The sequence below is a fragment of the Mycobacterium sp. 48b genome (assembly GCF_048282725.1).
GTDB lineage: Bacteria > Actinomycetota > Actinomycetes > Mycobacteriales > Mycobacteriaceae > Mycobacterium.
Window position 1 is genome coordinate 7,158,690 of the sequence record NZ_JBLVUL010000001.1, and the last position, 12,761, is coordinate 7,171,450.

Below are 12,761 nucleotides of genomic sequence, written 5' to 3' on the forward strand. Positions count from 1 at the left end.
CGCAGCCCAACAGAACCCCAATACTGTTCAGACCGAGTATAAACACAAATAGAACCCGTTCCCTAGCGAGCGGCTGTGCAACCGAGATCATCGATACCCGGTACCGGCCACGCTGGCCAAAGGAACTCCCTCCACGGCAACCCCCGCGCTAACCAATTCATCGATCGCGTCAGCGTCGATCCCAGCCTCAGCCAGTACAGCCCGAGAATGCTCGCCCATTCCCGGCGTAGTCATCATCGAATTGGACGTGTGCCTACCGAAGGTGCCATACGAGCGCGGCATGAAGCTGACGTTTCCGTCCGGCCAGGTCACCTTGCCGACATGTCCGTCATCGAGTGTGGAGGCGGCAAACAAGAGTTCTTTGTTGTCTCGCGCCCGGGTCGCCAGTCCTCCGAGCGGTGCGACCCGTCGATCCAGTTCTTCGATCGACATATTCGATACCGCCGAGGCGATGGCCAGTGCCACCGTCTGCTCATGAAGATCGGGATGCGCAATCAACCGCGCCTTCACGGCCATGTCACGGGACGGCAGATGCAACCGGACCCAACCGTCTGCGCACAAGTAGTACCTGGATATGGCCTGCGGGCCGGCATGGTCGCGGCCGCCGCGCTCAGCCGCGGGTCGCCCGGTGTATCGGACCAGTTCGTTGCTCTGCATGAACGTCGCGGCGGCTGCCAGCGAAGTGGATATCGCTTGACCGCCCCGCCCCGTCACCTGCTGGTACAGGGCGGCGCAAGTTCCCAAGGCGGCCAAGCAGGCACTCGTTACATCATTGACCGAAACGGTGCAGAATACGGGCTCGGCGTTTCCGCCCTGTGCCGCCATGATGCCGGACAACGCCTGGACCACTGGATCGTATCCAGGTTGGGCTCCAAGCGGCCCCCACGCCCCCATAGCCCGTGATCGAGGCGGTGACGATCTCGGGATTGACGGAGCGCAACGCGTCGAGGTCGATGCCCAGTCGGTTGAGCACTCCCGGGCGGAAGTTGTCTACAACGACATCACTGCCTGCTACCAGCTTCAGAAATGTCGCGTGACCCCGCGTGTCGCGCAGATCGATCGACAGACTGCGCTGCCCGCGATTGATCATGTACCCACGCGTCCGGAATTCATCGCCCTTGGTCGTCTCGACCTTCACGACGTCGGCCCCCAACGCGGCAAGCAGTTGACCAGCATAGGGACCTGCCAAGACGGTTCCGAGGTCCAGCACCTTGACGCCGTGCAATGGCCCTCGCCCGGGGAGCGCGTCGCTGTCGGAGTCAGGATCGGATTGCGGCGTGGGACGCGCCGGCCAGGCCGCGGTAGAGACCTGGCGCCGCGGCTTGAAGACGGGCGAAGGAAACGCCGAGAAGTCGACCGGCGAGCCGCCCATAACGGCACGTCCCACCTGCGGGTCAGTGATTTCCACCCTTTGCCCCATGGCGCTGACCTGCTCATGATCGAGCCAGTGGTCGCGTTCGCCCACCGGGCTTACTGGGCAACCGACGGTCTCGAACTCGGCCAGCCAATGCGACCGCGGTTTGGTCCGAAATCCTTCCGCGATGCGCGCGCGGACCTGATCGCGTAGATCTACCGCATAGATCGCCTCGCGATTCGCCGCGATGCGCGGATGTGACGTGATGTCGGTGACGTCCAGCAGTTCGAAGGCGAGGTCCTGAAACTTCACACCGAGCGCCCCGAGGAAGATCCATTCACCGTCGCCGCATTGATAGGTACCGAAGACAGGATTGGGCCCACCTGGACCCACCGATGTCGTGGGCAGTGAGACCTCGGGATCGGCAAACATGGTGGTCGTGGCAGCGACGATAGCCCCGTGCAACGGATCGATGACGAGTCGTTGCCCCATTCCGGTCTTGACTCGTTCGATGAGCGTCGCAATCGCCGCGGTAGCACCCCATGCACCTTGGAGGTAACTCACGAACGGGTAGACGCATTCGACAGGACCACCGCTGAACGACGTTTGGCGGCGGGCTATCCCAAAGTCGGCCTGCATCATCCGGTCAGCAAGCAGGGCGTCGACCGGCCTCCGTGGCGGATCTGTCGGCTCCCAGCCAGGTAGATGCAGATGCACCTGATCCACGGGCTGGTTCCCCTCCACCGGGACACCCAACCGTTCCGCTTCTCGGGCGCAGGTGGTGACGACCAGATCAGCTGCCGCGACGAGATCAGATGCTGCTTCAGTGCTCGGCAATACGGTTTTGTTCCGGTTCCACATCACGTGGCCGGGCAACTCGAGCTCTGCATGGCGGTCGTCCTCGAGGCGCACCACGTCCGCCCCGAAATCCGCAAGGATCATCGTCGCGACGGGGCCTGCGATTCCGTCGGTCGCATCGATCACACGCACGCCGTCCAACGGTCCACGCGCACCGGGGTTGGTGGTCATTCTGGTGCTCCGTTCGCTCTGCTGTGACTGCGCCAGCTTATGTTGTTCTAACTTTGTTACTGCACGCAACACCACAATAGCGCTACCAAACCAAGCGACGCGAACGTCCTGTCGTCATCGGTCCCGCACGACATGGCACCAGGTGGAATCCCTGGGGATCAATCGCGGGTCGACACGATCGTGGTCTTCAACTGCGTGTAGTGCAGCAGAGATTCAAAGCCTTTCTCCCGGCCCAATCCGCTAGCCTTGAAGCCCCCGAACGGAGTCTCGATACCCGACTTCCCTCCATTGACCAGGACCTGACCCGCGTCCAACCTGGAAGCAACCCTCAAGCCGCGTGCTGAGTCGGCCGTCCATACGCTGGCAACCAGCCCGAACTCTGAATCATTGGTCAACGTAATGGCTTCCGCTTCATCAGTGAACCGCGTGGCGGCTAGGACAGGTCCGAAGATCTCTTCCCGGAAAATCCGCATGTCCGCAGTCACGTCGGCGTACACGGTGGGTTGGACGTAGCGACCCCTCGCGAGCTCTCCGCCCACGGCCCTTCCGCCGGCAACGAGCCGGGCCCCCTCGGTCTTGGCAATCTCGAAGTACTCGACCACCTTCTCGAACTGCGCTTCAGTAGTCATTGGCGCAAGATCCGGTCCCGGCCTGCGTGCTTGGATCGCTTCGCCGACGCGAGCCACAAATTCGTCATAGATCGAGTCCTGAACGAGCAGACGGCTCAGCGCTGCGCACTGTTGCCCTGCTCCGACGCAGATCGTCAACGCACTCGAAACCGCTTTGTCCAGATCTGCGTCGGCGAAAACGATGTTCGCCGACTTTCCGCCCAGTTCGAGGATCGTCGGCACCAGTCGCTCGGCGGCTTCGTGTGCGATCTGCTTACCCACGCCGGCCGACCCCGTAAAAGCCAATAACCGGACATCGGGATGGCGACTGATGGCTGCGCCTACTTCTTGGCCGGTACCGAGTACGACATTGAGCACCCCGGGTGGTACGCCGACTTCTGTCGCGAGTTCGGCCAGCATCACTGTGGTGCTGGATGTGAATTCAGACGGTTTGAGGACAACGGTGTTGCCCGCTGCGAGTGCTGCTGCAACACCCCGAGAAGCCTGTGTCAACGGCCCGTTCCACGGTGTGATCATGCCGACGACACCATATGGTTCACGGTTTGTGAAAGCGTGGTCCCCGGCTCCCAAGTTGATGGTCTCGCCGAATAGTGCGCGCACGACACCGCCGTAGTACTCAAAGTAGTCGGCGGAGGTGTGCAAGCCGCCGACCATTTCGCGTTCAAGCTTTCCAGTCTCGGACACCTCGACGGCGACGAACTGGTCTTGCCGTTCACGTAGGCGCTGGGCGATCGCAGCCAGAAGCCGGCCGCGCTCGTACGGCGGTCGATCACGCCAATCTTCGAGCGCCCGGCGCGCACCGGCAACGGCATCGTCAACGTCGGCTTCCGACCCCAACGGGACGCTGGCGATCGGCGTCCGGTCGAATGGTCCTTCGACGAGCACTGTCGGGCCCTCTGGGTTGGCTCGGGCTCGGCCGTCGATCCAATGGTGAAGGGTTCTCGTCACTGTCCGCACTCTCGCTCTCTCGAAGACGTCCACGTGCCGTCCAATTGCGGAGTACAACATTACTCCACCATTAGAACAAGGCATTCGTGGCCGAACCCCGGGCGCAGGAGGAAAGTGATGTTATAGTTGAACCGTTATATGCTTACAGCATCTCTAACTGTCGCAACAGCGACGGCGGGTGCAAGGCAGTTCGGATCGAACGTAATTATGGAGGTGGCATCGATGGCTCGAGATCGCACTGCGCGGGCACGCGTTCGGCAACTCCTCGCCACTGGGGGGCCGATTTCGGACTCTTCCGGGTTCGCAACAAGTGTCCTGAAAGAGCGCATCGACTACAAGGGAACGGGAGTCGCGTTCATTCAGCTGATCGCCGCCATGGAGGCCGAAGGCGAGATCACCCGCGAAATCCGTGGGAAGCGGACCTACAAAATCAGCGCCACGTCCGCCACTCGGGACGCCTACCGTCCCGTCGCGGTCACTGAGGCGGCTGACAGTGGGCAGGCGACCCCCTCCTCGGTGGTGGCACCAGTTGTGTCGATCGATTACGAGAAGCTCGCGAAGACCATGGTTCAGGAATTGTGGTCGGTGTTCGCTGCCGTCGCCTCGGCGACGGCCAACGTCCAAAGCCCCGTTGAGTCGACGCACTCTGAAGCAGCAGTGGACGACGACGTTTACGCACGGCGAATCGAAGCGGCGCGTAACGCACTCGATGAATTGTTCAATGACGTCGAGTCTCGGTCGAAGGCTGCCGCGAGCAAGGTGTGAAGCTTGGATCAGTATCTGGATCTGAGACCAACTGCCAACGACCACCGGCGGTAAACGGGCGTCATCAATTCCGTTCGCCGACCGTGCGTGATGACTTCATCGTCGTGGGCGGTTGCCGAATTCGCTACCGCCGGTTGGATAGCCACCGCAAGGCCCTCCCAGTCCTTCTGATACACGGGGCGGGTGCTCATGCCGGTTGGTGGCAGGCGGTGGTGCCATATCTCGGTCAGTTCCGAGACGTGGTGATGATCGAGCTGTCCGGGCATGGCGACAGCGGACACCGCGACGATGACTACGGCCTGAGCACGTGGGCCCAAGAGATCAGGGCCGTCATCGACGAATTGGATGCTCGGGAGGTGGCCCTCGTCGGCCACAGCATGGGTGGGCTGGTTGCGCTGTATGCCGCGGCAATGTTCCCCGACGTTGTCAGGGCCGTTATAGCTATAGATAGCGCCATCATTCCCCACCCGCCGCGTCCCGGCGGGAGCCGCGTCGTCAAGTTCTATGCGAGTCAGGACGAGGGGATCAAAAACTTCCGGCTGAGGCCTCGAGCTACCTGTGCTGCCCATCGCTTGCTTGTCGATGTCGCAAGGGGAGGGCTGCGCGAGGAGCAGAACGGATGGCGTTGGAAGTTCGATCCCTCAACAATGCACCGCATTCCCAGAGACGTGCTGAATGCCGCCATCGCGAAGATAGAGTGCTCCGTCGGCTTCATATACGGCGCAGCCAGCGAAATCGCGAATCTGAGCGCAGTCGAGCGCTTGGCTGAAATGCTCGGCCGCCCGGTACCCAACATCGTTGTTCCACGCGCCTACCACCATGTTCCCCTCGATGCGCCGGCACGGACCGCGGCCGCAATCGAAATTCTGCTGAGTGAGCCGATCACCGGGTGTTCGGAGATAACTCACTAGCTGTGACGGTTCCTCCTCCAATCCGGTTACACTCATGTTCGTATTGGTCGGGAAGAGGATTGGAAGGCATGAACCAGGGCGACGAATCGATCTCGGTTGCTCTCGAGCGCCTGGCACTCACACTTGGTGAAGCCGGTGCGGTGCCCTTGCCTGAACTCGTACGAGCGTTGGAGCGAGCCGCCGAACGGCTGAGGACCAAATCCGTCGCCGATGAGATTCCATCCGATCTGGTCAGCCAAGCAGAAGCGTCCCGCGCAGTCGGCGTCAGTCGACAAGCTGTCAACCAGTGGGTACGAAGCAACGTGATCCGGTCCTATGCCCGCAACGGGAGCAGCCGCCACGGTCCCCAGGTATCCCTTGCAGAGGTGGCAGTCGCCGCCAACCGGCGATCACGTGAAGTTCCCTTCTCATCCGTGCGGCGCCGCGAATTGCACGACTTCCTTGATGAGGTGGAGAACTGCGACTCGACAGCGGATATCGCAGCCGCCATCCGCGACGCGTTGACCGATGACGTCGACCGGTCCCACTCTCCGGAACACATCGGAGTTCTGGGAGAATTCGTCAAGGCATCAATGGGCGTCGGAGATGATCAGCGCGAGTTCACCGCCGACGGACTACAGTTACTTTGCGAACTCAAGCCGGCCATCAAAGTTGACGTCGAGTCGCTGTTCGGCCGGCTGACCGATTGGTTACGTTTGCTAATTCGATCTGACGACGGCACCGCAGGCTTCGATTCGCCTACTACCGCACTTCTCGGGCTGCTAGGCGCAGCCACTGTAGGTGGTCAGTACATCGGAGACGAAGCGGACGTTGGTCGGAGCATCGCTGGAGCAGCGATCCGCGTCTGGGGACGCGACTGGGTTAATCGCCTATACGACGCAGTCTTTCATTTGGGTGAGGCGCACCCTCTGCCACTCACCCGCTATACGGCCTCGCTCACCTACCTGGACAACAATCGCTTCCTTCGGAAGGCACAGGCATCCGGGGTGAGCATCTCCTACTTCAGGATGCCGGGCCTAATCCTTCCTCAACGGCTGTACGGTGCGCCGATCTTCGACGACATCCTGAACGATGTGCCGCAGCACGAGGATGTCTGGGCTTTCACACCGCAAGCGGCGCAGCGGGGCTGGCCATCGGAACTCGACAGCGGACTGAACCCGTTCCGGGTCTTCAACTACGAGTTTGGTTTCTTCGATCCCTCGATCCACGGAATTCGGCGGTATTGCTATTCGACAGAGGATGTCCGCGCCGAGCTGCTCAAGTACGCAGCACTGCTTCCCGCGGGAAGGCGTGAGGCATATTTCAAGCAGTCGTCCGAGAATCTGGTCAGAGCACTGTTGCAGCCGACAACAGAACTCACGGCGGTTGATTCACCATCAGACTTCGACTGGTGGAAGGATCATCTGATTCGTTCCTCGCCGCGGGAGGTGGTGCTCGGTCTACGTGACGAGCGGGCGCGGGCAGTCGCACACGCACTACTGGTATCAACCGGATCACTGCACCGGGTCGTCGCCGACTCGGAAGCCGACGACGCCGCACTACGGGATCGGATGCGTATCTACGTCAAGAATTTGGAATTCGACGTGATCGACGCACGGTATCAGGATGACCTCAAGAGTGGGCGCGCACGGATGATCAAGGCCGGTGGTCAGTCGATCACAGAGCCTGAGGCGCGTGGCCTCGCCGAGCAGGAGATGCGTACGATGCTCGGCTAGTTTCTGGACCGATTGCCCCGTCGAATCTCGTTGCGCAGCAGAAGAATCACATTTCAACCAAATCAAACCATGCTGATGTAATGTTCAAGCATGGTTGTTTCGACTGTCTTGACGACTGCGCCCAGGCTCGCCGTCGCACTTCTTGTGATGCCGGCCTTGGCCACCACGATGGCTGCACCGACCGCTCATGCAGACAATCAGCGGTTGAACAACAGCGTGCTGGCCAACGTCTACACCATTCAGCATCAGGCCGGTTGTCCGACCAATGTCAAGATGAATCCGAAGCTGAGGCTCGCGGCGGAGTGGCATACCAATGACGTGCTGAACAATCGCGCGCTTGATGGGGATATCGGGTCCGACGGCACGATGGTGTCCGACCGTGCCCGCAATGCAGGCTACACGGGAGACGTGAGCGAGACTGTCGCGATCAATCCAGCGTTGGCGATCAACGGCATGGACATCCTGAACCAATGGTATTGGCGTCCGGACTATATGGGCATCATGCAGGATTGCGGGAACATCGAGATGGGCGTGTGGTCGGCCAATTCGCTGGATCGCTCGGTCGTAGTTGCCGTCTACGGTAAGGGCGAGCGCGCCGCTTGAGGATGGTCGGGTTCGATAGGCGATATCCAATTCTCCTCTGCTGCAAAGGCCGTCGCCCTTGAACACAAAGACTGCCACCGGTTGATCCATCTACTGGATGGCGGTCTCAGCCCTGACCACCGCGACATGATCGTTGGCTATTCCAGATTGCTTGAGCGACCGCGTCGAGGACAGGTAGCGCACGCCTCAACGCCTCCTGGTCCTTTGAACTCAACCGGACAACATCAGAAAGAGCCCGAGTGTCCTGTTCGATCAGGGTCTTTCGATGGAAGTCGTGTCCTCGTACCGTGATGTGGACGTGGACTTCTCGCTGGTCTACGGATCGTGGCCATCGAGTCACCAGATCCATCCTCATCAGGCGATTCACGGCAACCGAAATCGAAGGTGGCCGGACTCCTAACGATGCGGCCAAATCGGACACCCGAGTGGGCCCATGGGTAGCAAGTTCAGACAGAACAGCCAGTTGCGCGGCGGGTAGCCCACCTGCAGCGTTGTTCGCAACCTCTTCGCGCCGATGGCAGTTCCAGAGACGAAGCAACGCTATCTGCAACTGCCCCGCCACTACCGCCGGTTCAAGCGTCGTCCTCCGATCTGCCGGCGTGGACTCTGTGCTGGTCACTGACCGCGCACCGCCGGCAGGATCAACGTGTCGATGACGTTGCGGATAAATTTCGCGTCGATGCTCTGCCCGCTGATCACCCGCATCAGAGACATCCCGGTCATCACGTCGGCAACCAACGACCAGTCCCGGTCTGGTGCCACTTCACCGCGGTCAGAGGCCTGCCGCAGGATGGTGCTCACCACCCGTCTTCCCTTCAGCACCATAAGATCGTCGAGGGCCGAGGCGAGGTGCGGATCGTGAGTGGCCTCGACCGAGGCTCGCAGCACCAGATCGTAGGAGAAGTGCTCTTCGTCATTGCGCACCGCACGACGCACGAGTTCGTCGAAATCGCCTTTCAGACTGCCGGTGTCGGGCGCGTCGTCCTCCATCAGGTCAGGTTTCCAGTACACCAGCGCATCGGTGATCAATGCCGCTTTCGATGACCAGCGGCGATAGATGGCCGCCTTCCCCACACCTGCGCGCGCGGCGATGTCGTTCATGTTGGTGTTGACATAGCCGTTCTCGGCCAAAGCAGCCAGTGCGGCGTTGAGGATGGCTGGGTCCCGCGATCGGTCGAGGCGGCCGACGCTGCGTTGACGCCTTGGCCCGATGTCCAAAGTGGCTTTCGTTGTCGCAACGAACGGCTCCATCTCCACTTTGCCTGACCGGCGAACGATACTCATGAGGCCGGTATCGAGACGGGGGCGGTGTCGCCGTCGGCATTCTTCCGCTCGCGCTCTTCGCGCGAACGCCTGGTGATCTCAAAGGTGTTGAGCGGCCACCAGAACCAGCGACCCAGCGCCGCGGCGATCGACGGCGTCATGAAGGCCCGGACGATGAGCGTGTCGACGATCAGGCCAATGCCGATGGTCATGCCGAGTTGGCCTACCACCCGCAGGTCGCTGACGATCATCGACATCATGGTGAACGCGAACACCAGGCCGGCTGCCGTGACGACCCGTCCGGTGGCTCCCATACCGCGGATGATGCCCGTGTTGAGCCCGGCATGGATCTCCTCTCGCAGACGGGAGACCACGAGCAGGTTGTAGTCCGAACCCACGGCCAGCAGGATCACCATCGACAGCGGTATCACGATCCATTGCACGCCCAGTCCGAGAATGTCCTGCCACAGCAGCACCGACAAGCCACACGCGGTGCCCAGGGATGCGGCCACGGTGCCAACGATCACCAAGGCGGCTACCACGCTTCGGGTGATGATCAGCATGATCCCGAAGATCAGGATCATCGACGCCAGAACCGCGATCATCAGATCTGTCTTGACCCCGTCCTGCATGTCGGCATACAGCGATGCGGTACCGGCCAGCGAGACCTTCGCGTTGGCCAGCGGGGTGCCCTTGACCGCGTCGGCGACAACGTCTTTGAGGTCTCGGACGTGTTTGATGCCCTCGACCGAGGCCGGGTCACCTTGGTGGGTGATGATGTAGCGCACCGCGTGACCGTCGGGTGAGACGAACATCTTGAGCCCCCGCTCGAAGTCGGGGTTCTGGAACACATCCGGTGGCAGGTAGAAGAAGTCGTCGTTCTTGGCCTGGTCGAAGTACAGGCCGATCTCGGTGGCGCCCTTGGCCAGTTCCTGTTGTTGAGCCTGGGTACCGGCCATGGTGCTGTGGGTGGCGATCATGAAGTCACGCATCCTCGACATCGAGTCGATGGTGGACCTCAGCACCGGCAGCATCTGCGGCATCAGCTGATCCATGCGGTCCATATCGATTGTCAGACCCTGCATTTCGTCAGTGAGCTTGTCGATGCCGTCCAGGGTGTCGAAGATCGACCGCATCGACTGGCAGATCGGGATGTCGAAGCAGTGCGGTTCCCAATACAGGTAGTTGCGCAGCGGCCGGAAGAAGTCTTCGAAATCGGCCAGGTTGTCGCGCATCTCCTGGGTGGCCGCCACCATGTCGTGGGTATGGCCAACCATGCTGTGCGTCGTCGCGGTGAGCTCGGACATCAGCGTGTACATGCGTTCCATGCTGGCCACGGTCTGGCCCATCTCGTCGGCCTGCTCGAGCATCTGCGCCGAGTTGTCGTTGTTGAACTTGGCGCCCTGCAGCGTGCCGGCGTTCTGCGCGCCGAGCAGGAACGGGATGGAGCTGTGCTCGATCGGTGAGCCAAGCGGACGGGTGATGGTCTGCACCCGCTCGATGCCGCGCATGTGGACCACGTTCTTGGCGACCCGGTCGATGACCAGCATGTCGGCCGGGTTGCGCAGGTCGTGGTCGGCTTCGAGCATCAACAGTTCCGGATTCATCCGGGCTTGGGAGAAGTGCCGGTCGGCGACTCCCATCGCCTGGTTGGCCGGCATGTCGGCCGGGGTGAACTTCTGATCGTTGTACTGCGGCACGTAGGTCAGCAGGCTGACGAAGCCGATCACGGCGATCAGACAGGTCACGAAAATGATCGGGATCGGCCAGCGCACCACCGCGGTACCGACTTTGCGCCAACCCCTGGCCGAAAGTTCCCGCTTGGGATCGAGCAGGCCGAACTTCGACGCCACGGTCAACACTGCCGGCGCCAGGGTCAACGCCGCGGCGATGACCACCAGAACCGAGATCGCGCAGGGCAGCGCCATGGTCTGGAAGTAGGGCAGCGTGGTCATGGTGAGGCACATGCACGCACCGGCAATCGTCAGACCGGAGCCCAGAATGACGTGTGAGACACCGTGATACGCGACGTAAAACGCGTCTTCCCGCTCCAGGCCTTTCGATCGCTCCTCGTGGTACCGGCCGAGCAGGAAGATCACGTAATCGGTTCCTGCGGCCAACGCCAGCATGGTCACCATGCTCACCGCGTACGGAGTCAGTCCGATGATGTTCAGATTCCCGGCGGTTGCGGTAACACCTTGCGCGGCGAAGAGTTCCAGTCCGATGACAACCATCGAAATGAGCATTGTGACCACTGAGCGGTAAATGCCAAGCAGCATCACGATGATGACACCGACTGACACCAACTCCATCAGCGCCATGCTCTGGTGGCCGGCCACACTGGTATCGGCGTTGAGGACCGTGTTGCCGGCCACGTGCGCCTTGATCCCCGGAGGTGCGGGCACCGAGGCGACGATGTCGCGGACCGCGGCCACCGACTCGTGGCTGGCACTGGTGCCCTGGGAGCCGTTGAGGAAGATCTGCACATAGGCCGACTTGCCATCCACACTCTGCGAGCCAGCAGCCGTCAGCGGATCGCTCCAGAAATCCTGGACGTTCTGCACATGCTCGCGATCGGCCTCGAGCTTCTTGACGATCTCGTCGTAGAACTTGTGTGCTTCGTCGCCGAGTTTGTCCTCGCCCTCGAGCACCACCATGGCCGAAGAGTCGGAGTCGTACTGCTGAAACACCTTGCCGATGTTCAGCATCCCCTGATAAGACGGCGCACTGGTCGGGCTCAGCGGCACCGAGCGACTGGCCGCCACTTCATCCAGTGAGGGAGTCGCAATGCCCAGGGCGACCGCGACAAGCGCCCAGAAAATAATGATCGGCAGCGAAAAAATTCGGACCATGTGGCCGATGAACGGCCGATGGGGCTTCGAGTGCGAGTTGCTCATACGGATTTCACCAAGCAGTAGATGAACGGTTTGACGGTGTCGGTACTCGCCCGGTCGTCGCGGACCTCGCCGTCGACGGTCACCCGGCACCGAAGATCACTGACATCACGGTCCCCCTGGGCCATGATGTTGGCCGACATCGACGGCAGCGTCGTCACAATCGTGAACGACCAAGGCAACGGGGTGTTTTCGACGAGATGGGGTTGCCCGTTCTCATCGAGATAGTTCAGGTTCGCGGTCCCTCCGGAGCCGGTGACCTCGTACATGATGTGCTTCGGATTGAAGTTCGCGGTGATGCCGGAGCCATCTGCTGCCCTGGGTACGTGATGGTTGGACTCACGGATTCGAAGGATCGCGTACGCGCCCAGAGCGACGACCACCACCAACACGAGTGGTATCCACGCCTTTTTTAGCAACCGGAACACCGCTCGCGTCCTCCACTTTCGTCGTTTGTGCCACCAAAGACCGGAGCGCGCAATGCAGGTAGTGCAACGCCGCCTCGCGAAAAAGGCCCTCTCCTCGCGGAACCCGAGTTCCGTTGCGGGCCGGTGACAACTCTACCTTCGACGGAAGGAAGATCAAAACTATTGTGGCCGAATCTTTGTCGGTGAATCCATGAATTCTTCTTCGACAAATATTGATTCACC

At 61.1% G+C, this 12,761-nt stretch carries 11 protein-coding genes; 4 read left to right on the forward strand and 7 right to left on the reverse strand.

Features of this window, described 5'->3' with window-relative positions; translation table 11 throughout:
- Positions 1 to 87: 87 nt before the first annotated feature.
- The 3 genes from ACNQR1_RS34980 to ACNQR1_RS34990 form a co-directional block, all read right to left on the reverse strand.
- Positions 88 to 849, reverse strand: a complete 762-nt coding sequence (locus tag ACNQR1_RS34980) for a CoA transferase (RefSeq protein WP_418050071.1) — start codon at positions 847 to 849, stop codon at positions 88 to 90.
- Positions 770 to 2,383, reverse strand: coding sequence for a CoA transferase (locus ACNQR1_RS34985; RefSeq protein ID WP_418050072.1), 1,614 nt, complete (start codon positions 2,381 to 2,383; stop codon positions 770 to 772). The genes ACNQR1_RS34980 and ACNQR1_RS34985 overlap by 80 nt, the downstream gene beginning before the upstream one ends.
- Before the next feature lie 158 nt (positions 2,384 to 2,541).
- Entirely contained in the window at positions 2,542 to 3,897 is a 1,356-nt protein-coding gene (locus tag ACNQR1_RS34990) for an aldehyde dehydrogenase family protein (RefSeq protein WP_418050073.1), read from the reverse strand.
- Positions 3,898 to 4,173: 276 nt separating this feature from the next.
- Between ACNQR1_RS34990 and ACNQR1_RS34995 the strand changes: the two genes are divergently transcribed.
- From ACNQR1_RS34995 to ACNQR1_RS35010, 4 genes are all read left to right on the forward strand, one after another.
- Positions 4,174 to 4,725 (forward strand): hypothetical protein, encoded by a 552-nt coding sequence (locus ACNQR1_RS34995; protein WP_418050074.1) that lies wholly within the window; start codon positions 4,174 to 4,176, stop codon positions 4,723 to 4,725.
- An 83-nt stretch (positions 4,726 to 4,808) separates the two neighbouring features.
- Entirely contained in the window at positions 4,809 to 5,636 is an 828-nt protein-coding gene (locus ACNQR1_RS35000) for an alpha/beta fold hydrolase (protein WP_418050075.1), read from the forward strand.
- A gap of 68 nt (positions 5,637 to 5,704) precedes the next feature.
- The gene (locus ACNQR1_RS35005; protein ID WP_418050076.1) at positions 5,705 to 7,351 is read left to right on the forward strand and encodes a hypothetical protein; all 1,647 of its coding nucleotides are present in this window, start codon (positions 5,705 to 5,707) and stop codon (positions 7,349 to 7,351) included.
- A 90-nt stretch (positions 7,352 to 7,441) separates the two neighbouring features.
- Positions 7,442 to 7,954 carry a CAP domain-containing protein gene (locus ACNQR1_RS35010; RefSeq protein WP_418050077.1) on the forward strand — a complete coding sequence of 171 codons (513 nt, stop codon included), beginning with the start codon at positions 7,442 to 7,444 and terminating at the stop codon, positions 7,952 to 7,954.
- Between the two features lie 106 nt (positions 7,955 to 8,060).
- On the opposite strand, the gene ACNQR1_RS35015 is transcribed toward ACNQR1_RS35010, so the two are convergent.
- Genes ACNQR1_RS35015 through ACNQR1_RS35030 form a run of 4 tightly spaced genes read right to left on the reverse strand, consistent with a single transcriptional unit; the run spans position 8,061 to position 12,539 of the window.
- Positions 8,061 to 8,573 (reverse strand): MarR family winged helix-turn-helix transcriptional regulator, encoded by a 513-nt coding sequence (locus tag ACNQR1_RS35015; protein ID WP_418050078.1) that lies wholly within the window; start codon positions 8,571 to 8,573, stop codon positions 8,061 to 8,063.
- Positions 8,570 to 9,205: a TetR/AcrR family transcriptional regulator gene (locus ACNQR1_RS35020; protein ID WP_418050619.1), complete on the reverse strand. Its 636-nt coding sequence runs from the start codon at positions 9,203 to 9,205 to the stop codon at positions 8,570 to 8,572. The genes ACNQR1_RS35015 and ACNQR1_RS35020 overlap by 4 nt, the downstream gene beginning before the upstream one ends.
- Positions 9,206 to 9,234: 29 nt before the next feature.
- Positions 9,235 to 12,114, reverse strand: coding sequence for an RND family transporter (locus ACNQR1_RS35025; protein WP_418050079.1), 2,880 nt, complete (start codon positions 12,112 to 12,114; stop codon positions 9,235 to 9,237).
- Entirely contained in the window at positions 12,111 to 12,539 is a 429-nt protein-coding gene (locus tag ACNQR1_RS35030) for an MmpS family transport accessory protein (RefSeq protein ID WP_418050080.1), read from the reverse strand. The genes ACNQR1_RS35025 and ACNQR1_RS35030 overlap by 4 nt, the downstream gene beginning before the upstream one ends.
- Positions 12,540 to 12,761 lie beyond the last annotated feature (222 nt).

Excerpts from the sequence above, each read along its gene's own strand:
- ACNQR1_RS34985 (WP_418050072.1), bottom strand. The coding sequence starts at position 2,383 with ATGACCACCAACCCCGGTGCGCGTGGACCGTTGGACGGCGTGCGTGTG.
- ACNQR1_RS35005 (WP_418050076.1), top strand. The coding sequence starts at position 5,705 with ATGAACCAGGGCGACGAATCGATCTCGGTTGCTCTCGAGCGCCTGGCA.
- ACNQR1_RS35010 (WP_418050077.1), top strand. The coding sequence starts at position 7,442 with ATGGTTGTTTCGACTGTCTTGACGACTGCGCCCAGGCTCGCCGTCGCA.
- ACNQR1_RS35020 (WP_418050619.1), bottom strand. The coding sequence starts at position 9,205 with ATGGAGCCGTTCGTTGCGACAACGAAAGCCACTTTGGACATCGGGCCA.
- ACNQR1_RS35025 (WP_418050079.1), bottom strand. The coding sequence starts at position 12,114 with ATGAGCAACTCGCACTCGAAGCCCCATCGGCCGTTCATCGGCCACATG.